Genomic DNA, 24889 nt, shown 5'->3' on the forward strand with positions numbered 1-24889 from the left:
ATCCGCACGGACACGACTTGCGCCGGCACGCCGGAGCGGTCGCGCCGCCCGCCGCACTGCGCCAGCGTTCTGCGGCCGTCCGGTTCGCTCCGCCGTACGCGCGCGGCGCACGGATAAAAAAAGGGGGCGATTTCTCGCCCCCTTGCTCCAGCGTACGGCCGTGCCGCGTCAGAACGCGACGAAAGGCGCCGGGCCGCCGCTCGCGGTCTTGTCCATCCCGATGTAGATCGTCCGGCCGTAGAAGTACGGCAGGCCGATGTCGAGCCACGCGGACGAACCGAACGGGCCCGCGATGTCGTTGAACGCAAACGTCGACGAGTTCGCGAACAGCGAATCCGCGTTCGCGACGGACATCGACACCGTCGCGGCCACGCCGTTCTGGCCGCTCAGCGTCGCGGAATAGCTGGCCGGCGACGACGTCGGGCAGTAGAACTGCGGGTTCTTCGAGCAGGCCGTCTGGGACGAATCGTTGAAGAAGTACGCGTTCGAGCCCGTATCGAAGAACGCGGTCACGTTGCGTCCGAGGAACGTCGCGTTGACATCGCCCGTCGTGGTCGAGGTCATCACGGTCTTCCCGGTCAGGTCGGGCAGGCCGAAGGTCAGCGTGCCGGTCGCGCTCGCCTGCCCGCTGCTCGAAATGCCCGGCATCGTCACGCTCAAGCCGCTGTTGTCGGCGAAATGCGGCACCGGGTTGGCCACCTGCTGCGACACCGGCACGAGCGCGACCGTGCAGTTCGCGTTGTTGCCGTTCGGGCACGCGTAGTAGTTGTTGTTGCTCGACGACGTCGACGTCGCACAGGTCGTGCCGCAGTCGACCGGCGCCGGCCCGATGCCGAGGATCCCGTTCGCGCCGAGTGCGCTCGCCGAGTTGGCCGACGCGCCGCCATTGGTGCACGAGCTCGGCACATTCGTCGTGCCGAGGTCGCCGATGATCTGCACGGGCAGCGAACTCGCCTGCTCGGAGCCGATCGACAGGTCGACCGTGCGCACCGATCCCCACGTGTAGCTCGACACGAACTTGCCGCACTCGGCGACCGGCGAGCCGCCGCTCGTCACCTGCGGCAGGCTGCCGAGCACGCCCGACACCGCGCTGCCGACGAGCCGCAGCCCGTAGGACGCGGTATCGACGAGCACGTTGTTGACCACCTGGCAGTTCGACGTGCCCGGCGCGCAGACCTTCAGGCTCACGGTCGGGATGTTGATCACGTTCGCGACGCCGGCGTTGACCGTGATGACGGCCGTGTTCCCGGAATTGCCGTCCGAGCCGGAACCGCTGTTGCCGTTGTTGCCGGTATTGCTGCTGCTGCCGCCGTCGCCGCCGCCGCAGGCCGTCACGAGCACGGCCGTCGCGGCCGCGAGGCCCAGCACGCCGAGCCAGCGCTTGAAGGTACGAGGAATTCTCAAGATCGCTCTCCCGCTGTCACTGGATATCGTTGCCGGTCAGACCGGCAGGCAACGCCGCCGGCAGCCACGCCTGGCCCGAGAAGGCGCCCATGTGGCCGCCCGTCCGGATCACGAGGCCGCTCGTCTCGACGGACACGGGCGCGCGCCAGCCGCGCGCCTGGTGCGCCGCCTGGACGCCGGCGGTGTACTGCGGGAAGTAGCTGCCGAGCAGCGACGCGAGATCCGGCATCGTCGGCCCTTGCCAGGCGAGGCCGAACACGCTGCCGGAGGCCGACGTGTATTCGTGGATGACGGTGCCCGACCCGAGCGTGATCTCGCGGACGGTATAGGTGGCCGTGCTGGCCTGCACGCCGTCCGCCGAACGCATCGCACGCTGCAACGCGCGCACGGAGGCGGCCTGATCGTCCGCGGGCGGCGACATCGGCGCGCCGCCCAGTTCCGCATGTGCGTGGACGGCCCACAACACACCCATTGCAGCCGTCGCGTGCGCGACGGCCCAGCCCAAGCGTTTCAGCTTCACGTTCCCCCCCAAAGGGACTGGCTTCGTTGCCAGCGGTGCGGCCGTCGGGCCCGCGCCGCCTGCCAACTTATGAATCGTACGAATGACGGACGCTACGTTGCTGCTAATGCGTAGTATGCCTGCTGCGTGTGTCGAAGTGTCAATTTGACGCAGGACCGCCCGGTGCGTCGGAAGCGGCAAGCGGGGAAACGGTAAGGGGATGGTGCGACGCATGCATCGGGCAGCGCCGCGACAACGCGGCGCGCAATGCATGCGGCAGGGTCAGAAGCCCAGGCTGGCGAGCAGGTCGTCGACCTGCCCCTGATCCTGGACCACGTCGGATTTGCCTTCCGGCGCGATCTGCGGGCCGTTCAGCAGCGACTCGGGGCTGCCGGTCGAGCTCATCTGCTCGGCCGCGAGCGCAGCCGCGGTGGCCGCGAACTGCTCGCGCCGCTCGGGCGCGATGTTCTCGACGAGCACGATGAGGAGCTGCTGTTCGATCAGGTAGACCATGTCCATGATCTTCTTGATCACCTGCCCGGTGAGGTCCTGGAAATCCTGCGCGAGCATGATCTCGAGCAGTTGCGCGCTGGTTGCCGAAGCCGACTCGGGCAGCGTGCGCAGGAACGCGCGCGTATCGTCCATCAGCTCGCGCACTTCCGCATGCTCGATCGGCGCCGCGTACCACTGTGCCCAGCGCGCGTCGAGCGCCTCGGCCTCGTTCTGGATGCGTTCCTGCATCGGCTTCGCGACTTCGATCGCATTCAGCACGCGCACGGCGGCCTGTTCGGTCATCGTCGCGACGTAGCGCAGCCGGTCGCGTGCATCGGGCACGGCTTCCGCCGCGCGCTCGACGTGCTTGTCGAGCCCCAGCTCGCGCATCGAATCGCGCAGCGTGCGCGTCACGTGGCCGATGCGCGCGAGGATGCGATCGCTCGCGTAATCGGCGCCTTCGGCCTGGCCGTCTGCGCTGAATCCGGCGCCGGTCAGCGCGGCATGGATCGGCTCGTTCACGTCAGCTCCCGGCCTTCGCCATCTTGTCGATGATCTTGTTCAGCTTCTCGTCGAGCGTCGCGGCCGTAAACGGTTTCACGACATAGCCGCTCGCGCCGGCCTGGGCGGCCGCGATGATGTTCTCCTTCTTCGACTCGGCCGTGACCATCAGCACCGGCAGGTGCGTGAGCGTCGCGTCCGCGCGGATTTCCTTCAGCATCGCAAGCCCGTCGAGGTTCGGCATGTTCCAGTCCGAGATCACGAAGTCGTAGCCGCCGCCGCGCAGCCGCGCGAGGCCGGCCAGGCCGTCCTCGGCCTCGTCGACGTTCGAATAACCCAGTTCCTTGAGCAGGTTGCGGACGATCCGGCGCATCGTCGGGAAATCGTCCACCACCAGGATTTTCATGCTCTTGTCCATCGTCGTTCCTTTCCAGATTCGTTTCCAGCGGGACGCGTATCGTGGCACGCGCCCCGTGACATTCCATTCAAACGCGCTGCACCCGGTCGCCCATGGTCGCCAGGCGGGCCATCACGCGGCGGCTCATGTCGGCGAGCGGCGCGATCTCGTCCGCGCCGCCGAGCGCGATCGCCTCGCGCGGCATCCCGAACACGATGCAGCTTGCTTCGTCCTGCGCGAACGTGTGAGCGCCCGCGCGTTTCATTTCCAGCAGGCCGGCCGCGCCGTCGCGGCCCATCCCGGTCAGGATCACCCCGATCGCGTTCTTGCCCGCGTGCGTCGCCGCCGAGCGGAACAGCACGTCGACCGACGGGCGGTGCCGGTTGACCGGCGGCTCGTCCGACAGTTGCGCAATATAGTTCGCTCCGCTTCTCGCAAGCAACAAGTGCGCGTGCCCCGGCGCAATATACGCGTGACCGGGCAATACGCGCTCGCCGTGCTCGGCTTCCTTCACCGCGATCCGGCACAGGCCGTTCAGCCGCTGCGCGAACGACTTCGTGAAGCCGGGCGGCATGTGCTGCGCGATCAGCACGGCCGGCGCATCCGGCGGCAACGGCGTCAGCACTTCGCGGATCGCCTCGGTGCCGCCCGTCGACGCGCCGATGATGATCAGCTTTTCGGTACTGACGAGCGGGTTGTTGATCATCGGCGCGACCGCGTGGCTTTCCGCCGCGCGCGCGACGGCCTGCGGCTGCGGCGCCTGGCGCACGCGCGCGCGCGACGCCGCGCGGATCTTGTCGGCAAGCTTTTCCGCGTAGTCGAGCATCCCGTCGCGGATCCCGACGCGCGGCTTCGTCACGAAGTCGACCGCACCGAGTTCGAGCGCGCGCAGCGTGATTTCCGACCCGCGCTCGGTCAGCGACGACACCATCACGACCGGCATCGGCCGCAGGCGCATCAGCTTCTCGAGGAAGTCGAGCCCGTCCATGCGCGGCATTTCGACGTCGAGCGTCAGCACGTCGGGATTATGCTGCTTGATGAGCTCGCGCGCGACAAGCGGATCGGGCGCGGTCGCGCACACCGTCATGTCGGGCTGGCTGTTGATGATCTCGGTCATCAGGCTGCGGATCAGCGCCGAATCGTCGACGCACAACACTTTGATCTTTTGCACTGCGGTCATGCCTCCTGCTTTCTTGATAGGTTCGCCGCCCACCCGCCGCCGGCCGGCGCCGCGCCGCGCGCACCGAACAGCTCGATGCGCGGTCGCGCCGGCTGCGGCGCGGGCGGACGCTTCGCCGCGAACAGCTCGACCTGCGGACGCGACCGGGCGGCGCGTGCGCGATCGGCCTCGCGTGCGAGCGCGGCTTCGCGTTCGGTCACGCCCGGCACCTGCAGCCGCAGCTTCTTCACCATCGCACGCCCCGTCGTCGCCATGAACGCGACCTTGCGCGGATGCACGCCCTGCAGGTCTTCCGCCGTGATGCGGATGCGTTCGAGCGCGAGGTAGCGGCGCACGAAATCCGCGTTGCGGTCGCCGATGTTGATCGTCGTCATCCCGGCCAGCACGGCCGCGCCGCCGAACACCTTCGCCTCGAAGCGTTCGCGGCGTCCGCCGGCCTTGATCATCTCGTTGATCAGCACTTCCATCGCGTACGCGCCGTAGCGCATCGATTCCGACGCGGCCGCGCCGGGATCGGCGCCGTCGTCCGGCAGCATGAAGTGGTTCATCCCGCCGATGCCCGCGTATGGATCGTGCAGGCACGCAGCCACGCACGAGCCGAGCACGGTCATCAGCACCATGTCCTCGGACGTCGTGTAGAACTCGTTCGGCAACAGCTTCACGCCGGGACGGCCGAAGTGGGTGTCGAAGTAGCGATTGGTCGCGATCGGCAGGGCACTCATCCGCGCTCTCCAAGAGCTGGCGCGGCGCCCGCGGCACGCGCACGCACGGGGGACGGCATCGCGGACGCCTGCGCGCCACGCGGCCGCGCGCTCTGCGCGGCATCGCGCGTCAGTTCGTACACCGTCTGCCCGCGCAGCCGGAACGCCTGCGTGACATAGGTGAAGTTTTCCGAATGGCCGGCGAACAGCAGCCCGCCCGGCTTCACGAGCGGATCGAAGCGCGACAGCACCTGCCCCTGCGTCGGCTTGTCGAAGTAGATCATCACGTTGCGGCAGAAGATCGCATCGAACGGCTTCTCGATCCGGTAATCGGCATCGGTCAGGTTCAGCTGCTCGAAGCGGATCATCGCGCGCAGCTCGGGCCGCACCTTCACGCGGCCGGACTGCGCGCCCGTGCCCTTCAGGAAGAAGCGCTTCAGCCGCTCCGGCGCCAGGTGCTTGACCTGGTCGTACGTGTAGATGCCGGCTTCCGCCTTCGCGAGCACCTGCGTGTCGAGATCGGTCGCGAGGATCGACGCGTTGCGCGCGGCCGATTCGCCGAGCGCCTCGATCAGCGTGATCGCGATCGAATAAGGCTCCTCGCCGGTCGACGCCGCCGAGCACCACACCGATACCGGCGCCGGCCGCCCCTTCACGAAATCCGCCAGGATCGGGAAATGGTGCGCCTCGCGAAAGAACGCGGTCAGGTTGGTCGTCAGCGCATTGGTGAAGGCTTCCCACTCGAGCGGATCGTCCTCCTGCTCGAGCAGGTCCAGATAGTCCCGGAAGGTGTCGAGGCCGCGAGCACGCAACCGCCGCGCAAGACGGCTGTACGCCATGTCGCGCTTGTGCTCGGACAGCGAGATTCCCGCGCGTTGATGAATCAGCGCGCGGATGCGTGCGAAATCCGCGCCCGTGAACGCGAAGTCGCGCCCCGGCTCGCCTGCGCGAGGCGAGGCATCCGGTGCATCGGGTCGAAACGGCGCGCGCGCGTGGGGCATGGTTTAGAAGGTCTCCCAGTCGTCGTCGGACGTGCCGGCCGTGGCCGGCGCCGGCTTCTCGCCGTTCAGCGCCGGGCGCACGAGCGCGGGCTTCGCGGCCGCCGGGGCGGCCGTTTTCGCGAGACGCGGCCCGTAGCCGCCGGCGGCGGTGCCGCGAGCGGCCGGCGCATCCTTCTGTACTGGCACGCCGGCATCGGCCGCGCGCTTCGGTTCATGGCCCGCGCCCGCGGCAGCCGACGCGGCGGCGCGCGGCGCCGATGCGGCGCGCCGCGCCGGTTGCGCGGCGGCCTGCGGGGCCGGCAGCGCGGCAGCCGGCGCCGCGTCGAAACGCGGCTCGGACGGCAGCGCCGGCACGGCTGCCGGCTCATGCGCGATCGGCCGCGCGACGGTGCGCGCCGGCGCGAACACGATGCCGCCCGCCACGCGCCAGCCCGACACGATCGCCTTCATCTGGCGCGTCTGCTCCTCGAGCGACGCGGCCGCGGCGGCCGCCTGCTCGACGAGCGCCGCGTTCTGCTGCGTGACCGAATCCATCTGGCCGACCGCGCGGTTGACCTGCTCGATGCCGGTCGACTGCTCGTCCGACGCCGCGCTGATCTCGCCCATGATGTCGGTCACGCGGCGCACGGCCTGCACGATCTCGTCCATCGTCGAGCCCGCGCGCGCGACGAGCGCCGACCCGCTTTCGACCTTGTCGGTCGAATCGCCGATCAGCTGCTTGATTTCCTTCGCGGCGCTCGCGCTGCGTTGCGCGAGCGAGCGCACCTCGCCCGCGACCACCGCGAAGCCGCGGCCCTGTTCGCCCGCGCGGGCCGCTTCGACGGCCGCGTTCAGCGCGAGGATGTTGGTCTGGAACGCGATGCCTTCGATCGTGCCGATGATGTCGACGACCTTGCCCGAGCTCACCGCGATGTCCTGCATCGTCGACACGACCTGGCCGACCACCTCGCCGCCCTGCGTCGCGATGTCCGACGCGTTCACCGCGAGCTGGCTCGCCTGCCGCGCATTCTCCGCGTTCTGCCGCACCGTGCCCGTCAGCTGCTCCATGCTCGACGCGGTTTCCTGCAGCGACGCGGCCTGCTCTTCGGTGCGCTGCGACAGGTCGATGTTGCCCGTCGCGATCTCGCGCGCGCCGACGTCGATCGACTCGGTGCCGCGATGCACGGCCTGCACCATCGTCGTGACGGCGTCCTGCATCCGCTTGATGCCGCCGAACAGGCGGCCGATCTCGTTCGTGCTGAATACGTTCACCGGCTGCGTGAGGTCGCCCCCGGAAATGCGCTCGAAGTGCACGATCGCGTCCTCGAGCGGCTGCACGATCAGCCCGCGCAGCGCGAAGCGGATCGCGATCACGACGACGAACGCGAGTCCGATGCCGGCCGCGATCAGCCCGATCATCAGCGAGATCTGCGACTGCGTCGCGTCCTGGCGATCTTCCGCGCGCTTCTGCAGCGACGCGATCACGGCCGCCGACGCGTCGCCGTACGCGACGAACATCGGGCTGATCTTGGTATCGGCGACCGCGTGGAACGCGGTCATGTCGCCCGCGCGCGCGGCCGCGAATTCGGGCTCGACGCCTTCCTTCACGATCGCCGTGTAGCGTGCGGTGAGCTCGTCGATCAGTGGCTGCTCGACGCCGAGCTTCGGCGTCGCCTGGAACGCCTGCCAGTTCTGGTTCGACTTCGCGTACAGCTCCTGCGCGCGGTCGAGCACCTTGGCGGCCTCGGCCGTATTGCCGGCTTCCGTCAGCGAGCGGAAGCGGTCGAGCGACACGCGCGCGCGCAGCAGGTATGCGGACGTGTCGTCGAGCGTATGGATCGCCGGCAGGTCGACATGCGCGATCTCGTCGAGCGAGCGGCTCGCTTGATTCAGCGCGTACAGGCCGAGCCCGCCGACGGCTGCGGCCAGCGCCACGAGGATGAGTCCGACCGCCGTGAGCGTCGTGCGGATCGACCAGTTTTGCAACATTGCAGATTCTCCCGAAATTCCTGCGCGCGCGGCGCGCTTACCCGCCGAGCGTCTCGATCAGCGCCATTTCACGGCTCGACATCAGCTTCTCGATATCCATCAGGATCAGCATCCGGCCGTCGACCGTGCCGAGGCCCGTCAGGTATTCGGTCGTCAGCGTCGCGCCGAATTCCGGCGCCGGCATGATCTGGTCCGTCTGCAGCGTCAGCACGTCCGACACGCCGTCCACCACCATCCCCACCACGCGGTTCGACACGTTCAGGATGATCACGACCGTCTGGTGGTCGTACTCGACGCGGCCGAGATGGAACTTGATCCGCATGTCGACGATCGGCACGATGATCCCGCGCAGGTTGATCACGCCCTTGATGAAATCCGGCGCGTTCGCGATGCGCGTGACGCTGTCGTAGCCGCGGATTTCCTGCACCTTCAGGATGTCGATCCCGTATTCCTCGTCGCCGAGGGTGAACACCAGGAATTCCTGGCCCGTCGCGTCGCCTTGTTCCGCGTCGCGGCGGCTCGTTGCCGCGTTCGCCGCGGCCGGATTGATCATTTGGACTTCAGCAGACACGTTTGCCCCCAATCGGTTGAATGGCGAGAGACATCAGAACATCGCGAGCTCGGCGCCGGCACGGGCGCCGTGCATCGCACGGGTTTCGCGGTTCAGCGCCGCGACGTCGACGATCAGCGCGACGCTGCCGTCGCCGAGGATGGTCGCTGCCGAGATGCCGTGCACCTTGCGATAGTTGGTTTCGAGGTTCTTCACGACCACCTGCTGCTGGCCGACCAGTTCGTCGATCAGCATCGCAAAGCGGCGCCCCTCGGTTTCCATGATCGTGACGATCCCCTGCGTCGGGTCGGTGCGGGCGTCGTCCACCGAGAACACCTCGTGCAGCGCGACCAGCGGCAGGTATTCGCCGCGCACGCGCACCACGCGCTCGCCGTTGCCGACCGTGTAGATGTCGTCCATCGACGGCTGCAGCGACTCCATCACGAAGTTCAGCGGCAGGATGAAGATCTCGCTGCCGACCTTGACCGACATCCCGTCGAGGATCGCGAGCGTGAGCGGCAGCACGATCCGCGTGGTCGTGCCCCGGCCGGCCAGCGACGTGATCTCCACGTGGCCGCCCATCGACTGGATGTTGCGCTTCACGACGTCCATCCCGACGCCTCGGCCCGACACGTCGGTCACCGTCTCGGCGGTCGAGAAGCCCGGCGCGAAGATCAGTTGCCAGACTTCGTCGTCGCTGATGTTGTCGGAAATCTGCATGCCCTGCTTCGCGGCCTTCGCGAGGATCCGCTCGCGGTTCAGGCCCGCGCCGTCGTCGCTCACCTCGATCACGATGTTGCCGCCGTGATGCGCGGCCGACAGCACGAGCTGGCCCACCGCGTCCTTGCCGGCGGCGACGCGCTTGTCGACGGTCTCGATCCCGTGGTCGAGGCTGTTGCGCACGAGGTGGGTGAGCGGGTCGATGATCCGTTCGATCAGGCTCTTGTCGAGCTCGGTCGCCTGGCCGAACGTGACCAGCTCGACCTGCTTGCCGAGCTTGCCGGCAAGGTCGCGCACGAGCCGCGGGAAGCGGCTGAACACGTAGTCCATCGGCATCATGCGGATCGACATCACCGCTTCCTGCAGGTCGCGCGCGTTGCGCTCGAGCTGCGCCATCCCGTTGAACAGGCGATCGTGCAGCGCCGGATCGAACGCGGTCGCGGTCTCCGCGAGCATCGCCTGCGTGATCACGAGTTCGCCGACGAGGTTGATCAGCTGGTCGACCTTCTCGACGCCGACCCGGATCGAGCTGCCTTCGGCGCCTGCCGCGGCCGCGGCGCCCGGGCGCCGCTTGTCGTCGTGATGCGCGGCCGGCGCGTGGTCGGCGTGCGGCGGCTGGGGCGACGGCGCTTGCTGCGGCTGCGCGGCGGCGGGCGCGACCGGCGCCGGAGCGGCCGGTTGCGGCGCGGCGGCCGGCTGGGCAAACACTTCGGCCCGTACCGGCTGCGCGGGAGCGGCCGGTGCGGCCGGTTCGGCCGCTGCTGCGGCGCCCGGCGCGTCGGCTGCCGCCGGCGCGGCCGGCGCCGTGCCGTGCGCGACACGGATCTGGCTTTCGTCGATCACGAAGCAGCACACGGCGACGATGTCGTCGGTCGGCACGTCCGACTCGACCCACAGAGTCAGGTCGGCACCGACTGCCTCGCGGCCGACGATCCGGCCGAGGTTGCCGAGTTCCTCGGTGAGCAGCGCCTGGTCCTTCGCGTCGACGCCCACGAGCGTGATCTTCAGGTGCGGGCCGCCTTCGCCCCCGTCGGCCGCCGGATGCGCGGCCGCGACGGCCTGCTCGATCACGTGATCGGGCACGCGATCGTCGCCGGCGACAGGCGCCGCGGCCGGTGCGGCAGCAGCAACCGGTGCAGCGACGCTCGCCGCGGGCGCGACGGCCGCCGGCGCGCCCGCGCCGCTCTCGGCCTTCAGCCGTTCGAGCTTCGCGCAGATCGCCGCGGCAGCCGCGGCATCGGGTTCGGCGCTCGCGCGGTAATCGACGAGCTGGTCGGACAACACGTCCTTGGTCTCGAGAAACGCGTCGACCATTTCCTTGGTCAGCGTCAGCTCATGGTTGCGCGCGCGGTCGAGCAGCGATTCGAGGATGTGCGTCGTATCGGTCAGCGCGGAGAAGCCGAACGTCGCCGCGCCGCCCTTGATCGAATGCGCGGCGCGGAAGATCGCGGCCAGATCCTCGGGATCGGGCGAGCCGACGTCGAGGTTCAGCAGCAATTGCTCCATCTGGGCGAGCAGCTCGTCCGCTTCGTCGAAAAATGTCTGGTAGAACTGAGTGATGTCGAGAGTCATGCCCGGTCCCGGGTTGAGTGCGTCGCGTGAATGTCAGGAGGCGGCCGGTTCGGACAGCGTCGCGACCAGGTCGACCAGCACGGCGGGGTCGATCGGCTTCTCGATCCAGCCGGTCGCGCCCGCGTCGCGCGCGGCGTCCTTGAACGCATCGCTGCCCTCGGTCGTCAGCACGAGGATCGGCGTTTCCGTGTAGGCGGTCAGCTTGCGCAGCGCGGCGATCACCTCGAGCCCGCTCTTGCGCGGCATGTTCTGGTCGGTCAGCACCAGGTCATAGGGAACGGTGGCCGCCAGCTCGAAGCCGGCCTCGCCGTCCGGCGCCACCGTCACGTCGTAGCCGGCCTGCGCAAGCGTCGCCTGCAGCAGCGCACGCATGGTCGCGGAGTCGTCGATGGCGAGAATGGTTCGGATCATGTCTGTCTCGGAATCTTGTCAACGTCAGGGTTTCGGCACGGCGACGGCGGACGCCGCGAGCGCCGGGCGCGCGGCCGGCGCCGGGCCGGCAAGCTGCTGCGCGAGCTGCTGCGAGCCGGCCGCATCGGCCGACAGCGTCGTGGTCGTCGCATCGTCGCGCATCAGCGCCTCTTCGGATTTGCGATTGAGCACGATGACGCTGATTCGGCGGTTTTCCGGATCGAGCGGATCGGCCTTGTTCAGGTTCTGCGTCGACGCGAGGCCGAGCACGCGCAGCACCTTCGCCTCGTCCATGCCGCCCGAGATCAGCTCGCGGCGCGACGCGTTCGCGCGGTCGGCCGACAGCTCCCAGTTGCTGTAGCCGCCCTCGCCGCCCGCGTACGGCACGGCGTCGGTATGGCCCTGGACGATGATCCGGTTCGGCACGTCGTTCAGCGTCTTGCCGATCTCGCGCAGGATGTCGCGCATGTACGGCTCGACGTTGTCGCTCGACATCGCGAACATCGGCCGTTTCTGGGTGTCGACGATCTCGATGCGCAGCCCCATCAGCGTGGAATCGATGCGGATCTGCTGCTTGAACTGGCGCAGCGTCGGGTTGGCCTCGATCGCGGCCATCAGCTTGATCTGCAGGTCGTGCAGGCGCGTCTGCTCGAGCCGGTCCTGGGCGCCCTGCGCCTGCGACCGGGAATTCTCGTCGCCCGCTTTCGCGAGGCGTTCGGCGAGCTGCGTCGTGCCGTCGGTGCGGCGCAGCGTGCCGGCGTCGACGCTCGACAGGTCGCGGCCGCCGCCGTTGATGATGCTGGAATCCTGCGAGCTGCGGTCGCCGCTGCCGAACAGCGCGGCCTTCAGCGGCGTGTTGAAGTATTCGGCGATTCCCTTCAGCTGCACCGGCGTGACCGAGCTCAGCAGCCACATCAGCAGGAAGAACGCCATCATCGCGGTCATGAAGTCCGCGTACGCGAGCTTCCATGCGCCGCCGTGGTGGCCCTTCTTCGCCGGGGCCACCCGCTTGACGACGATTGCGCGATCCTTGCTCTTGCTCATCGGGCGCTCCGCGTCACTTCGCCTTCACGCGGCGGACATGCTCTTCGAGCTCGGAAAACGACGGGCGCTCGGTCGAGAACAGCACCTTGCGGCCGAACTCGACCGCAATCGCCGGCGCATAGCCGTTCAGCGTCGCGAGGATCGTCACCTTGATGCACTGGAACATCTTGGTCGACTCGGCGACGCGCTGCTCCGCGAGGCTCGCGAGCGGCCCGATCAGCCCGTACGACAGCAGGATCCCGAGGAACGTGCCGACCAGCGCCTGCGCGATCATCGCGCCGAGCACCGCGGGCGGCTTGTCGGCGGAGGCCATCGTGTGCACGACGCCCATCACGGCCGCGACGATACCGAACGCCGGCATCGCGTCGCCGACGCGCATCAGCGCGTGCGCGGGGCCTTCGCCTTCCGCGTGGTGCGTCTCGATCTCCTCGTCCATCAGGCTCTCGATCTCGAACGCGTTCATGTTGCCGCCCACCATCAGGCGCAGGTAGTCGGTCAGGAACTCGACGATGTGCTTATCGGCGAGGATCTTCGGGTATTGGGTGAAGATGGGGCTCTTTTCCGGGTCGTCGATGTCGGCCTCGAGCGTCAGCGTGCCTTCCTTGCGTGCCTTCGCGAGCAGCACGTAAAGCAGCGCCATCAGCTCCATATAGACGTCTTTCGTGTATTTCGAGCCCTTGAACAGCGTCGGCAGCACGCGCAGCGTGGCCTTGATGGTCTTGCCGCCGTTGCCGAGAATGAACGCGCCGACGCCGGCGCCGACGATCATCAGGATCTCGACGGGCTGGATCAAAGCGCCCAGATGCCCGCCTGCCAGCGCATAACCGCCGAAGACGGACAACAGCGTCACGAGTGTTCCCACGATAATCAGCACTGCCTGTCCCTCACGAATGACCGGCGAAGAGACCGCCGTTAAGCAGGTTTACGGCAGTCGGCAGGAAAACTTTCGCGGTCGCCCGGTGGCGGCCCGACGGTGTTTACCAGCAATTCACCGGCGATTCGCGCCGTCCGGCGCGGCCCGCCCGAGCCCCGCCCGGCGGCGCTCAGGCCACGGCGGCGGCAATTTCGGCGCGCGCGGCGGCGGCCTTGCGGGTCTTGCCCGCACGCGACGGCGGCTGGCACAGGCCGCAGACGAAACCTTGATGCGGATCATGCGCATGCGCGACGAAGTGGCCGCCGCAGCGCGTGCACGGGGTCATCTGCAGCATCCCCGAATCGAAAAAGCGCACGAGCGTCCATGCGCGCGTGAGGCTCAGCGCGGCCTCGTCGCCGGACAGGTTCACATGCTCCAGATAGAGCCGGTACGCCTTCACGATCGACTGGATCGGCTCGCAGCGGCCATGGTCCTGCATGAACCGGTAGATGTTGTAGAACAGCGACGAGTGGATGTTCGGCTGCCACGTCATGAACCAGTCGGTCGAGAACGGCAGCATCCCCTTCGGCGGCGACACGCCCTTCAGTTCCTTGTACAGCTTGATCAGACGGTCCCGCGACAGGCTCGTCTCCGCTTCCAGCAACTGCAGCCGGGCGCCCAGTTCGATCAGTTCGATGGCGAGGGTGATTTCCTTCACCTCGATCACGACGCTTTTGCTTGCCATGGTGATAGCCGTCCGCTTGACGTTGTTCGGATGAGTAGCCAATACGCTGCCGGCCGGCGCGGCACGCCGGGACATACGCAAGGCGGGTGGATCAGCGGACGCCTTCTACTTGCTGCCCGGCCATCAGGATGGCCGAGTGGGCGTGCGTGACGACGTCGCTGCGGCCTTTGTCGGCGAGCGACGACAGCAGCGCGTGATCATCGAAACGGAAGCGGCACAGCATCTGGTTCGACGCGGCGAGCTTCACGGTCTGTGCGAGCGTGAGGTTCCCGAGTACATCGGCCAGTTCCTGGGAAATTCCCATGCGGAACATGCCCATCGCCTTGTCTTCCCGCAGCAGGCGCTGCGCGAGGAGGAGGTACGACAGGTTGACCTCTTTGATCTCACTGAGCATTTCGCTTGTAGCGCTCATGATTCCCCCGTTAAAGAGCTTTGCTTTGGCCATTCATGTTATGAAAACGTTTGCTCGATCAGGGCGCTCTTGGCGCGCAGTCGACTCGTTTATAGTCTTACAGGGCGAATTTTGGCCAAACGGCATTTCTGCCGGTATCAGCGAAGTGGCGTATGCCTTGCAGGATTTATCTGTAAACCGTGTAGGAATTTTTCCGACAAGGCGAATTGAAAGGAACGGGCGGGAGAGCGGGAGGCGGCGCGAATTCGGCCTTGACGATACCGATGACCGCCACGCTGAGGCGAAAAACCATCGGCAGGGCTGCCGATATTCGGATCGGTAAAAATTATAGTGGTTTTTCACAATGGCGCAACAATAGTTATCGCCATCTCGAATAATGATTCCACGCAGTTTCTTCACGCCGCATGCGCGTATTTCATCGTGTAACAAGCTTTAAGTGTTTGAAAAAACACTCGAACCGCCCGGGGCGATATCGATAATGAATACCGATGGGCGGCGGCGCGAGCCGTGCCGGCCCGCTCCGCAGCTTGCCGTCCGGCGCCCCGCGCACCCCGTTCGGGCCCGGCCACGACCCGCGCATCGCGTGCGTCGGCGAGTTCCGCCCCCTCGTACGCCATCCGCATCGGCGCCAGCGCGCCCACGCGGACCGACACAGGAGAACCTCCATGCGAATTGCCCAGATCGCGCCGCTTTACGAAGCCGTTCCGCCGAAGCTCTACGGCGGCACCGAGCGTGTCGTGTCCTACCTCACCGAAGCGCTCGTCGAACTCGGCCATGACGTCACGCTGTTCGCCAGCGGCGACTCCGTCACGTCGGCCCGTCTCGAGGCGGCCTGGCCGCGCGCGCTGCGGCTCGACCCGTCGATCCGCGATTCGGTCGCGCCCCACATGCAGCTCATCGAGCAGGTCGCCCGGGTCGCGGATCAGTTCGACGTACTGCACTTCCACCTCGACTACCTGCCGTTCCCGCTGATGTCGCGCCTCGACACGCCGTACGTGACGACGCTGCACGGCCGCCTCGACCTGCCGGAGCTGCAGCCGGTGTTCGACGCGTTTCCGGACGCGCCGGTCGTGTCGATCTCGAACAACCAGCGCAAGCCGCTGCCGCAGGCCGCGTGGGCCGGCACCGTGTATCACGGGCTGCCCGACACGCTGCTCGCGCCGCAGCCGGGCGTGAAGCCCGAGTACCTCGCGTTCCTCGGCCGGATCTGCCCGGAAAAGCGCGTCGACACCGCGATCCGGATCGCCGCGCAAAGCGGACTGCCGCTGAAGATCGCCGCGAAGGTCGACAAGGCCGACGCCGACTATTTCAAGGAAGCGATCGAGCCGCTGCTCGGCCAGGCGCACGTCGAATTCATCGGCGAGATCAACGAAGCGCAGAAGCCCGCGTTCCTGTCGGGCGCGAAGGCGCTGCTGTTCCCGATCGACTGGCCGGAGCCCTTCGGCCTCGTGATGATCGAGGCGATGGCCTGCGGCACGCCGGTCGTCGCGTTCAACCGCGGCTCGGTGCCGGAAGTGATCGAGGACGGCGTGACCGGCTTCATCGTCGAGGACGTGCAGGGCGCGGTCGGCGCGCTGCACCGGATCGACAGCCTGTCGCGCCCCGCGATTCGCCAGCGGTTCGACACGCGTTTCAGCGCGAAGGCAATGGCACGGCGTTATGTCGAAACGTACGAATCGCTTTGCACGGCGGCCAGACAACCGGCATTGCGCCGGGTCGCGGGCGCCTGACGCTGAAATCCATACAGAAATATTCAGTAATAAAATCCGCGCCGAAATCGGCATGCAATACAAAAGAGCCGCATCTCGATGCGGCTCTTTTGTTTGGGCTTTCGGTCATTCGATCGCGAACCGATCGCGGTTTTTCCCGACGATCCAATTCGGCGGCTTGCCGCGCCCGCTCCAGGTCGCACCCGACTTCGGGTCGCGGTATTTCGGCGGCAGCGGCGCCTTCTTCGGCGGGCGCCCGCGCTTCGCTCGCTCCGCGAAGCCCAGATCCTGGGCCGTCAGCCCGTATTCGGCAATCTTTTGCTGAACTTCGGCAATCACCGCCGCCACTTCCTGACGGCGCACGTCGTCCGCCTGAGCCTGCAGATCGGCGATCTGCGCCTTGAGTTTCGCGTATTGAGACATTCTTCGACTCCCCTTTTCGATGATGCGGCCCCGGCGAATCCGGCCGGAACACAAACACCTGTTACGCCATCCGTACTGCCACCCTGCCCTTCAAATTAATGCTGCCATCTTTAACCGATTCGACTATATCGAGAATGCGGACTTATTCTAATAAAAGGCATTCGTCAGCCATTCAAATTTAACAATCGTTGACCCTCCTCACCCCGATTCATTTCCTATAATCCAGACCAAATCCGGAAGATGGTTTAAATCCGTCGCGTCATCCGGCAGTCTTCAATCGACTTTAACGAGGTCCTTACATGAATCTTTCGCAGCGGCTCGCCGCAGAGGTATTCGGCACGTTTTGGCTGGTGCTCGGCGGGTGCGGAAGCGCCGTGCTGGCGGCCGCCTTTCCGGGCCTCGGCATCGGCTTTGTCGGTGTCGCACTTGCCTTTGGCCTGACCGTGCTGACGATGGCATTCGCAATCGGGCATATTTCGGGTTGCCACCTGAATCCCGCGGTGAGCGTCGGCCTGACGGTCGCCGGCCGCTTCCCCGCCCGCGATCTCGTGCCGTACATCGTCGCGCAGGTAGTCGGCGCGACCATCGGCGCATTCGTGCTGTACCTGATCGCCACCGGCAAGCCGGGCTTCGACGTGGTCGGCAGCGGCTTCGCGACGAACGGTTTCGGCGAGCGCTCGCCCGGCCACTACGCACTCGGCGCGGCGTTCATCTGTGAAGTGGTAATGACGGGCTTCTTCCTGTTCGTGATCCTGGGCGCCACCGACAAGCGCGCGCCGGCCGGCTTTGCGCCGATCGCGATCGGCCTGTGCCTGACGCTGATTCACCTGATCTCGATCCCGGTCACCAACACGTCGGTGAACCCGGCCCGCTCGACCGGCCCCGCGCTGTTCGTGGGCGGCGAGGCGATCGGCCAGCTCTGGCTGTTCTGGGTGGCGCCGATCATCGGCGCGGCACTCGCCGGGATCATTTACCCGCTGGTCGCGGGGCGTGACAACGCCGTCGACCTGCTGCCGGCATCCGCTCGCACAAGCGAATAAGTCACTACGGGGTCAAGCGAGCAGAGCAGCGAGCCTCACGCTGTCCAAGACAATCGAGGCAGGTAATTTCGACGGGCGCCACTGGCGCCCGTTTTTCATGCGCGCCGGGCAGGATGCTCAGGAAACGGCGGCGTTGTCCGCGAGCGAGAACAGCGTGCGCAGGTGACGGGCGACACCCGCGTCGAAATTGTTGCCGATACGGGGGATATGCGGCAGCCGCGCGACCAGGTCGGGGTTCGCGTTGTTCATCATGAACGCGTGGCCGGCGGTTTCGAGCAGGTCGATATCGTTCATGTTGTCGCCGAAGGCGATGCAGTGGCCGGTGTCGACACCGAGCCGGCCGAGCACCGAGCGCAGCGCGCGGCCCTTCGACACGTTCGCGGTCATCACCTCGAGGCAGTCGGGCAGCGAATACGTGACGTACAGCGCATCGCCGAAGCGCACGCGCATCCGCTCGGCGACGGCCGCCAGATCGGCCGGATCGCCGATATACAGCACCTTCGCGATGGCCGCGCCGTCGTGCGCCGCCATGTCGGTCACGTTGTAGCGGAAGCCCGAATCCTGGTGGAATTCGAGCAGGTGAGGCGCCTCGCGGTCGATCAGCCAGCCCTGGTCGGTGAAGAGGTTGACGATCACGCGGCCATGCGCGCCGACGACGTCAGGCTGCACGAGATCGCGGACGATCGCGGGATCGATGTCCTGCGCATGGATCGTCGTGTCGTCCGGCGCATGCACGCGCGCGCCGTTCGACGTGATCAGGTAGGGCCGGATGCCGAGCACGTCGCGAATGCCGGCGACGTCCGCGTAATGGCGCCCCGTGGCGATCACGAATTGCAGGCCGTCGCGGTCGAGCCGGCGGACGGTGTCGATCGTGTAAGGGTCGAGCTGGTGGTCGCTGTTCAGCAGGGTGCCGTCGAGATCGGTGGCGATGACTTTGTACATGGGACGGGAGAATGGCGCTCATGGCTCTGCGGAACGGCCATTCTAACGTCGCGGCCGGCTGCCCGCCGGACGGTTTGCGGTCGATCTCGGCCGCCGGCCCGGACTCGGCGCCGCCGCCTGCGGCCCCTATCCGCCGTCCGCCGCCCGCAGCGCCTGCAACGCGAGCCGCAGCGCGCCATGCGCCGAATCGTCGAACGGCGCGCGCAGCCGGGCCGCGTGGCGCGCCGGCACGGCCGGAGCCAGCGCGTCCGCCAGCCCGCCGCACAGCGCGACCGGCAGCGCCCGCTGCGGATCGAGCGCGTCGATCATCTTCCCGATCTCGTCGCCCGCCTGCGCGATCAGCGCGCCCGCGACCGGGTGCGCACGGTGCGCGAACACGATCGGCGCAAGGCGCGCGTAGATCGTCTGGTTCGCGTCGCACGACCACTGGACGAGCGCGTCGCGATCCTGGGCGCCCGTTTCCGCGAGCAATGCATCGGCGAACGCATCGCGCGGCACACGGCCATCGAGCGCCTGCTGCGCGTACGCAAGCGCACGCACGCCGAGCCACGCGCCGCTCGCCTCGTCGCCGGACGGAAAGCCGAAGCCGCCCGCGATGCGGCAGGCGCCGGCCGCATCGAGCGACGCCGCGATACTGCCGGTGCCGAGCGCGACGATGAGCCCCGGCGCACCGCCATGAGCGCCGACGACGGTCGTATAGGCGTCGCTCTCGACCACGAGCGCGCCAAGCGGCGCCTGCGCGCGGAACGCGGCGAGCCATGCCGAATTGTTGACGCCCGCGAGCCCGCAGCCGAGCGCGCACTGCGACCAGTCGAACCCGAAGCCCGCCTGCGTGAACGCGTCCGCGCAGGCCGCGCCGATCGACGCCCACGCGCGCTCGATGCCGAGCCCGAGCCCCGACGGGCCGCCGCGCCCCTGCGCGAGCTCGCGCCCGTGCCGGTCTGCCAGCACCGCGCGCGTGCCGGTGCCGCCGCCGTCGATGCCGATCGCAAAAAGTAATGCCGCCATGCCTTCATCCTGCTGGTTCGAACAGGCGCCAAGCTTACCCGCATCGGCGCCGCGCGCGCATCTGCCGTTCGGCCGGCTGTTCCGCGAAAAGGGCTTCCGCTATGCTGGTGCGATCGAATCGATACGAAGACGAGGCAGACGATGTCGCAGCGGTGCAACTGGGTGAAGACTGAAGCGGACGCTCACTATCACGATACCGAATGGGGCGTCCCGTCGCACGACGATCGCCACCTGTTCGAAATGCTGATCCTGGAAGGGGCGCAGGCCGGACTGTCGTGGTCGACGATCCTGAACAAGCGCGCGGGCTACCGCGAAGCATTCGCCGATTTCGATGTCGATGCCGTTGCACGCTTCACGCCGAAGCGCATCGAGAAGCTGCTGGAAAACCCCGGCATCGTGCGCAACCGCGCGAAGGTCGAATCGGCGGTCACCAACGCGCGCGCCGTGCAGCGCATCCGCGAGGAACACGGGTCGCTCGCCGCGTTCCTGTGGTCGTTCGTCGGCGATACGCCGATCCAGAATGCGTGGCAGTCATACCGCGACGCGCCCGCGTCGACCGAGCAGTCAGACGCGCTCAGCAAGGCGCTGAAGGCGTACGGCTGCAAGTTCGTGGGTTCGACGATCTGCTATGCGCTGATGCAGGCGACGGGAATGGTCAACGATCACGAGGTCGGCTGCCCGTGCCACGCGCAATGCGCGGCGCTTGGCGGCAAGCAGCCGGCGCGCCGGCGCAAGGCGGGCTGACGGCGCAGGTAGGCGCCGCCCGCCGGCCGTTCACTGGCCGCTCACCGGCCATTTGCAGCGGCCCCGCAACGGCCGTACCGCCGGCCCGCCGCTCACCGTGCGGCGCGCGACGCCGCCGGCGCGACCGTCCGTGCGCTGCGCGCGGCCCGCCCGCGCGCACTGCGCTTCTTCACCCAGATGCAGATGCCGGTCACGCTCAGCATTGCGATGACGACACCAAGCGCGCTCACCGCGGCGCGGCCCGCCACGCCGGCGATCCGCCCCGAGTGCAGCGGAAACTGCGCCTGCATGAACAGGTCGCCGACCGAGCCGCGGCCCGGCACCTGGGAGGCGACGGGCTTGCCGGTCACGGCGTCCCAGTAAAGCCACGCATTGCCGAGCCCGACGTCGCCGTGATCGTTGCCGGGCGTGAAGAATCCGACCGCATAGGCATTCATCGCCGGCGCGAACAGCAGCGCGCCGGGCGGTGCGGCGATCCCCGCGTCGCGGCCGGCCGCGCGCGCGATCTCGACGATCCGCTCGCGCGACAGCACCTTGCTGCCGGGCCCCGCGGGCGGAAAGTGTTCGGGATTCGTGTAGGGCGTTTCGGCAAGCGGCGACACCAGCGACACCAGCGGCCGCACGACGGGAACGGCGAGATTCATCGAGATCGACGTGACCGCAACGACCAGCAGCAGCCCCCACACCCACACGCCGCCCGAGCGGTGCAGGTCGAATACGAGCGGATAGCCGCCGCGCCGCACGCGGAACGCGAACGACTTGCGCCAGCTTTTCAGGTTCGGAAACGCGAGCACGAGCGCGATCAGGCTGTCGATCGCCCACACGATGCCGACCACGCCCATCACCCAGAACCCGAAGTTGATCCCCGCGTACTCGGGCAGGAACAGCGAGTAGTGCAGCCGGTAAATGAACGGCATCAGGTCGAGCCGCGCGAGCGACAGCGCGCCCCATTCGCGGCGCCCCTGCACCGCGCCGTTCGCGGGATCGACGGCGATCTGGCTGAAGTCGAGCGCGTACGGCTGGCCGGTCGCCGGATCGGTGCGCGGGATCACGCCGGCCTGCAGCGTATGCCCCGGCTCGACCGCGAGCGGCAGATAGGTCACCTGCACGCGCGGGTCGGCAGCCTCGATGCGCGTCGCCAGCGCGAGCGGATCGAGCGGCGCCGCGTCGCTGCGCGCCGTGTAGAAGCCCGGGTTCAGCGCCGCGTCGAGCTCGTGGTCCCACGCGATCAGCGCGCCGGTCAGCCCCGCGAGGAACAGGAACAGCGCGATGGCAAGGCCGAACCAGCGATGCAGGCGGACAAGAAACGGTCGCAGGAGCGCATTCATCGCGCGCACCGCGAAGGACAAGCGGGCCGGCAGGCGCGGCCCCGATTCGACGGGATGCAGGTCATTTGAGGTCAGGCGCCGCGCACGAGCCGGCCGGCCGCCGCGAACGGGGGCCGGATGCCCTTGCGCGCCGCAAGGAATTGTTGCGCGCTCGGCGGGTTTTGATAGGATGCGCGACATTTTACAACAATGCGAATGATTCCTACTCGCATTTTTAATCCAGCATCATGACCGTCCGCCTCGCTCGCCCGCCCTTCCGCCCATGTCATGTGGCCGCCGCCCTTGCCTGCTTCGCCGCTTCGCTCGCCCACGCGGACGATACGCCCGGCGGCGACGCCGTCCTGCCGGCGCTCAACATCACGGCCACGCACGATTCGCCGCAGCACCTGACCGAGACGCTTTCCGCCGGCGCGCTCGGCACGCGCCGCCAGCTCGACACGCCGTTCTCGACGACGATCGTCACGTCCGAGGAACTGGAGGCGCGCCAGCCGTACAAGCTCGGCGACGTGTTCGCGAACGACGCGTCGGTGTCCGACAACAGCGGCGCGTACAGCGCGTGGGCCAGCTACATGACCGTGCGCGGCATGCAGCTCGACTGGCAGAACGGCTACAAGATCGACGGGCTGCCGTTCGTCACGTACGGGATCACGATGCCGTACGAGCAGCTCGATCGCGTCGAGCTGCTGAAGGGGCTCGGCGGCTTCCTCTACGGCTTCGTGACGCCCGGCGGCGTCGTCAACTACGTGACGAAGCAACCGGGGGCCGAGCCGGTGCGCAGCGTCGACGTCGGCTACCGGAGCACCGGCGTGTGGACCGAGCACGCCGATCTCGGCCAGCGGTTCGGGCCGGACGGCATGTTCGGCGCGCGGCTGAACGCGACGCACGAGGAAGGCAAGACGTACAACGACGGCAATATCCGCCGCGACAGCGTATCGCTCGCGCTGCAGGCGAACCTGACGCGCGACCTGTCGGTGACGTTCGGCGCGCTGTACCAGGAGCGCCGCACGACGGGCCAGACGCCGTCGATCTTCACCGGCAGCTATCCGGGCGGCGCGCTGCCGGCGACGATCAGCGGCGGCACGACCAACCTGGGCGGCAAGGACCAGTACCTCAACACGAACCTGCAGCTCTATACGGCCGGGCTGCAATACCAGCTCGCGCCCGACTGGCAGCTCGACGTCGCGTACAGCTACAGCAAGGCGACGCGCCGCCGCAACGAAAGCACGCTGTACCTGCAGGACGCGGCCGGCGACTACACCGACAGCCGTTACGTCGGGATGGAGGATCACCGCTTCAGCCAGTGGCGTGCGATGGTCGAGGGCAAGGTGCGCACCGGCCCGTTCAGCCACCAGATCGTGCTCGGCGCGTCGTGGCAGAAGCAGGCGAACGACTATTCGGCGAACAGCGTGTTCGTGCCGCTCGGCGCCGGCAACCTCTACGCGCCGAATCCGTACCGCTACGACAGCCCGCACGGCTTCATCCAGTACCGCACGAGCGAGATCGTGCAGAAGGCGCTGTTCGCGAGCGACACCGTACAGCTCACCGAGCGCTGGTCGGTGCTCGCCGGCGTGCGCTACATGAACTACGAACAGCGCTCGTTCGAGCCGAGCGGCGTGGAGGATCCCGGCTACAGCCAGAATGGCGTGACGACGCCGACCTTCGCGGTGATGGTCAAGCTCGCGCCGACGACCACCGCGTACGCAAGCTACGCCGAATCGCTGGAGCCGGGCAGCCGCGTGAACGACGTGTACGCGAACGCCGGCCAGGTGCTCAAGCCGCTGCGCAGCAAGCAGTACGAGCTCGGCATCAAGAGCGAGCACGCGCGCTGGAGCGCGACGGCCGCGCTGTTCCGCATCGAGCGCAGCGCGGAATATGCGAACGCCTCGAACGTCTACGTGCAGGACGGCGAATCGATCATCCAGGGGCTCGAGTTCGGCGCACGCGCGAAATTCGGTGCGCGCTGGAACGCGGGCGTCGACGCGATGCTGCTCGACGCGTGGTACTCGAAGGGCGCGAGCAACAACGGCAACCGTGTCGCGGGCGCGCCGCGCTTCGTGTTCGCCGGCGACGTCGGCTATGCGGTGCCGGGCGTACCGGGGCTGACGCTCGGCGTCGATGCGAAATTCACCGGGGCGACGCCGCTGCGCGCGGCAGGCGGCCTCGACGCGCCGGGCTTTCTCGTCGTCAACGCGGGCGCACGCTACCTGACGCGGGTCGGCGGCCACGACGTGACGCTGCGCGCATCGCTCGACAACGTGCTGAACCGTCGTTACTGGGAATACCAGTACGCGGACTACGTGAAGCCGGGCGACCCCCGCACGGTGAGCCTGAACGCGAAGATCGACTTCTGAGCCCGGCGCGGCGGCGGGCAAATGCCGGCCGGCCGCCGGAAACGGCGAAACCGCCGCGCAGCCGCGCAGCCGCGCAGCGGCCGCTCGCGCGACGGCTCGCACTCCGTCACGACGGCGGAGCCAATCCGGCCCCCAAAAGCAAAACGGCGGAGCGGCTTCTTTCGAAGCACGCTCCGCCGTTTCGCGGCGAACCGTAAGACGCTCTTAGTGGAGCTTCTTCGGCAGCATCTGGCTGCGCAGGCGCTTGTGCAGGCGCTTGACGGCTGCCGCCTTCTTGCGCTTGCGGACTGCGGTCGGCTTTTCGTAGGACTGGCGTTCACGCAGTTCAGCGATCAGGCCATTTTTTTCGATAGCACGGCGAAAGCGGCGAATCGCCACTTCGAACGGCTCGTTTTCTTTCAGAAGAATCGTCGTCATGTCGTTCCTAAATTGCTTAAACGGTCAAAAACGTAGCGGCCAAGCGCCACGCACCGGCCATCCGGGCGTTCCCACAACAGGCGAAACGAGCGGAAATACGGCCTCGGAGGCCGGAAAAGAGAGGCGGAAAGCACCGCGAGTACGCTTCACAAGCCGCGTGCAGCGCCGCGTTTGACTGCCAGCAGACATGCCGAAAACGGCAGAGGCGTGACAGAAAATCTCAATTCAGCCCGCCATCATAGCAGGGAATCACAGACAAAACCACCCTTTTGTCGCTCGTGTATGCACAGGCGCGCGACTGCATGATGGGACCGGCCTCCGGCCCCTTTAGTCGGACATTCGGCCGGGTATCGCGCAGGAGTGCTCCGAAATGACAAAGAAGGATAAAAAATCGGGCCGAATCTCCACGTGCCCCTCAAGTTTTGTTTTGGTGCGCCGAAATCCTGCTCTGAGGCGGCCAGCAATGAACGAGTGCTT

Annotated in this window: 24 protein-coding genes; 4 read left to right on the top strand and 20 right to left on the bottom strand. The window is 67.5% G+C overall.

Going from position 1 to position 24889, the window contains the following annotated elements; genetic code table 11:
- Positions 1 to 168 precede the first annotated feature (168 nt).
- The 15 genes from GQ56_RS0101800 to flhD form a co-directional block, all read right to left on the bottom strand.
- Positions 169 to 1404 carry a DUF3443 family protein gene (locus tag GQ56_RS0101800; RefSeq protein WP_031397010.1) on the bottom strand — a complete coding sequence of 412 codons (1236 nt, stop codon included), beginning with the start codon at positions 1402 to 1404 and terminating at the stop codon, positions 169 to 171.
- A 16-nt stretch (positions 1405 to 1420) separates the two neighbouring features.
- Entirely contained in the window at positions 1421 to 1924 is a 504-nt protein-coding gene (locus tag GQ56_RS0101805) for a DUF2844 domain-containing protein (RefSeq protein WP_031397011.1), read from the bottom strand.
- Positions 1925 to 2185: 261 nt separating this feature from the next.
- On the bottom strand, positions 2186 to 2917 hold the full coding sequence (gene cheZ / locus GQ56_RS0101810; protein WP_031397012.1) for a protein phosphatase CheZ: 732 nt from the start codon (positions 2915 to 2917) through the stop codon (positions 2186 to 2188).
- A gap of 1 nt (position 2918) precedes the next feature.
- A complete protein-coding gene (gene cheY / locus GQ56_RS0101815; RefSeq protein ID WP_006485893.1) occupies positions 2919 to 3314 on the bottom strand; it encodes a chemotaxis response regulator CheY in 396 nt (131 codons plus the stop codon).
- Positions 3315 to 3381: 67 nt separating this feature from the next.
- Positions 3382 to 4473 carry a protein-glutamate methylesterase/protein-glutamine glutaminase gene (locus tag GQ56_RS0101820; RefSeq protein ID WP_031397013.1) on the bottom strand — a complete coding sequence of 364 codons (1092 nt, stop codon included), beginning with the start codon at positions 4471 to 4473 and terminating at the stop codon, positions 3382 to 3384.
- Entirely contained in the window at positions 4470 to 5195 is a 726-nt protein-coding gene (cheD, locus tag GQ56_RS0101825) for a chemoreceptor glutamine deamidase CheD (RefSeq protein WP_031397014.1), read from the bottom strand. Before cheD ends, GQ56_RS0101820 begins: the two co-directional genes overlap by 4 nt.
- On the bottom strand, positions 5192 to 6175 hold the full coding sequence (locus tag GQ56_RS0101830) for a CheR family methyltransferase (protein ID WP_031397015.1): 984 nt from the start codon (positions 6173 to 6175) through the stop codon (positions 5192 to 5194). Before GQ56_RS0101830 ends, cheD begins: the two co-directional genes overlap by 4 nt.
- Positions 6176 to 6178: 3 nt before the next feature.
- Positions 6179 to 8143, bottom strand: a complete 1965-nt coding sequence (locus tag GQ56_RS0101835; RefSeq protein ID WP_031397016.1) for a methyl-accepting chemotaxis protein — start codon at positions 8141 to 8143, stop codon at positions 6179 to 6181.
- 37 nt (positions 8144 to 8180) lie between these two features.
- Positions 8181 to 8696 (bottom strand): chemotaxis protein CheW, encoded by a 516-nt coding sequence (gene cheW / locus GQ56_RS0101840; RefSeq protein ID WP_031397017.1) that lies wholly within the window; start codon positions 8694 to 8696, stop codon positions 8181 to 8183.
- Positions 8697 to 8747: 51 nt separating this feature from the next.
- Positions 8748 to 10985, bottom strand: a complete 2238-nt coding sequence (gene cheA, locus GQ56_RS0101845; RefSeq protein WP_031397018.1) for a chemotaxis protein CheA — start codon at positions 10983 to 10985, stop codon at positions 8748 to 8750.
- Between the two features lie 33 nt (positions 10986 to 11018).
- Positions 11019 to 11396 carry a response regulator gene (locus GQ56_RS0101850; RefSeq protein WP_031397019.1) on the bottom strand — a complete coding sequence of 126 codons (378 nt, stop codon included), beginning with the start codon at positions 11394 to 11396 and terminating at the stop codon, positions 11019 to 11021.
- Positions 11397 to 11420: 24 nt separating this feature from the next.
- A complete protein-coding gene (gene motB, locus GQ56_RS0101855) occupies positions 11421 to 12440 on the bottom strand; it encodes a flagellar motor protein MotB (protein ID WP_031397020.1) in 1020 nt (339 codons plus the stop codon).
- Positions 12441 to 12453: 13 nt separating this feature from the next.
- Positions 12454 to 13314 (bottom strand): flagellar motor stator protein MotA, encoded by an 861-nt coding sequence (gene motA, locus GQ56_RS0101860; protein WP_031397021.1) that lies wholly within the window; start codon positions 13312 to 13314, stop codon positions 12454 to 12456.
- Positions 13315 to 13483: 169 nt separating this feature from the next.
- On the bottom strand, positions 13484 to 14038 hold the full coding sequence (flhC, locus tag GQ56_RS0101865) for a flagellar transcriptional regulator FlhC (protein ID WP_031397022.1): 555 nt from the start codon (positions 14036 to 14038) through the stop codon (positions 13484 to 13486).
- A gap of 91 nt (positions 14039 to 14129) precedes the next feature.
- Positions 14130 to 14450 carry a flagellar transcriptional regulator FlhD gene (gene flhD, locus GQ56_RS0101870; RefSeq protein ID WP_031397023.1) on the bottom strand — a complete coding sequence of 107 codons (321 nt, stop codon included), beginning with the start codon at positions 14448 to 14450 and terminating at the stop codon, positions 14130 to 14132.
- A gap of 665 nt (positions 14451 to 15115) precedes the next feature.
- Here flhD and GQ56_RS0101875 point away from each other — a divergent pair.
- On the top strand, positions 15116 to 16180 hold the full coding sequence (locus tag GQ56_RS0101875) for a glycosyltransferase family 4 protein (protein WP_031397024.1): 1065 nt from the start codon (positions 15116 to 15118) through the stop codon (positions 16178 to 16180).
- Between the two features lie 105 nt (positions 16181 to 16285).
- Here GQ56_RS0101875 and GQ56_RS0101880 read toward each other — a convergent pair whose 3' ends face one another.
- Positions 16286 to 16582, bottom strand: a complete 297-nt coding sequence (locus GQ56_RS0101880) for an H-NS histone family protein (RefSeq protein WP_031397025.1) — start codon at positions 16580 to 16582, stop codon at positions 16286 to 16288.
- Positions 16583 to 16881: 299 nt separating this feature from the next.
- Between GQ56_RS0101880 and aqpZ the strand changes: the two genes are divergently transcribed.
- Positions 16882 to 17622 carry an aquaporin Z gene (gene aqpZ, locus GQ56_RS0101885; RefSeq protein WP_031397026.1) on the top strand — a complete coding sequence of 247 codons (741 nt, stop codon included), beginning with the start codon at positions 16882 to 16884 and terminating at the stop codon, positions 17620 to 17622.
- Between the two features lie 117 nt (positions 17623 to 17739).
- Here aqpZ and GQ56_RS0101890 read toward each other — a convergent pair whose 3' ends face one another.
- On the bottom strand, positions 17740 to 18564 hold the full coding sequence (locus GQ56_RS0101890) for a Cof-type HAD-IIB family hydrolase (protein ID WP_031397027.1): 825 nt from the start codon (positions 18562 to 18564) through the stop codon (positions 17740 to 17742).
- Between the two features lie 126 nt (positions 18565 to 18690).
- Entirely contained in the window at positions 18691 to 19572 is an 882-nt protein-coding gene (locus tag GQ56_RS0101895) for a BadF/BadG/BcrA/BcrD ATPase family protein (RefSeq protein WP_031397028.1), read from the bottom strand.
- Positions 19573 to 19713: 141 nt separating this feature from the next.
- On the opposite strand from GQ56_RS0101895, the gene GQ56_RS0101900 reads away from it, so the two are divergent.
- On the top strand, positions 19714 to 20316 hold the full coding sequence (locus GQ56_RS0101900) for a DNA-3-methyladenine glycosylase I (protein WP_031397029.1): 603 nt from the start codon (positions 19714 to 19716) through the stop codon (positions 20314 to 20316).
- 92 nt (positions 20317 to 20408) lie between these two features.
- Here the strand turns inward: GQ56_RS0101900 and GQ56_RS0101905 are convergent, their stop codons facing one another.
- Complete coding sequence (locus GQ56_RS0101905; RefSeq protein ID WP_031397030.1) at positions 20409 to 21644, bottom strand: PepSY-associated TM helix domain-containing protein; 1236 nt, start codon at positions 21642 to 21644, stop codon at positions 20409 to 20411.
- Positions 21645 to 21871: 227 nt separating this feature from the next.
- Here GQ56_RS0101905 and GQ56_RS0101910 point away from each other — a divergent pair, with 227 nt between their 5' ends.
- Positions 21872 to 23995, top strand: coding sequence for a TonB-dependent siderophore receptor (locus tag GQ56_RS0101910; RefSeq protein WP_031397031.1), 2124 nt, complete (start codon positions 21872 to 21874; stop codon positions 23993 to 23995).
- Between the two features lie 204 nt (positions 23996 to 24199).
- On the opposite strand, the gene rpsU is transcribed toward GQ56_RS0101910, so the two are convergent.
- The gene (gene rpsU, locus GQ56_RS0101915) at positions 24200 to 24412 is read right to left on the bottom strand and encodes a 30S ribosomal protein S21 (RefSeq protein ID WP_006401410.1); all 213 of its coding nucleotides are present in this window, start codon (positions 24410 to 24412) and stop codon (positions 24200 to 24202) included.
- Positions 24413 to 24889: the final 477 nt, after the last annotated feature.

Origin of the sequence: Burkholderia paludis, from assembly GCF_000732615.1 — a bacterium.
Taxonomy (GTDB): Bacteria; Pseudomonadota; Gammaproteobacteria; order Burkholderiales; family Burkholderiaceae; genus Burkholderia; species Burkholderia paludis.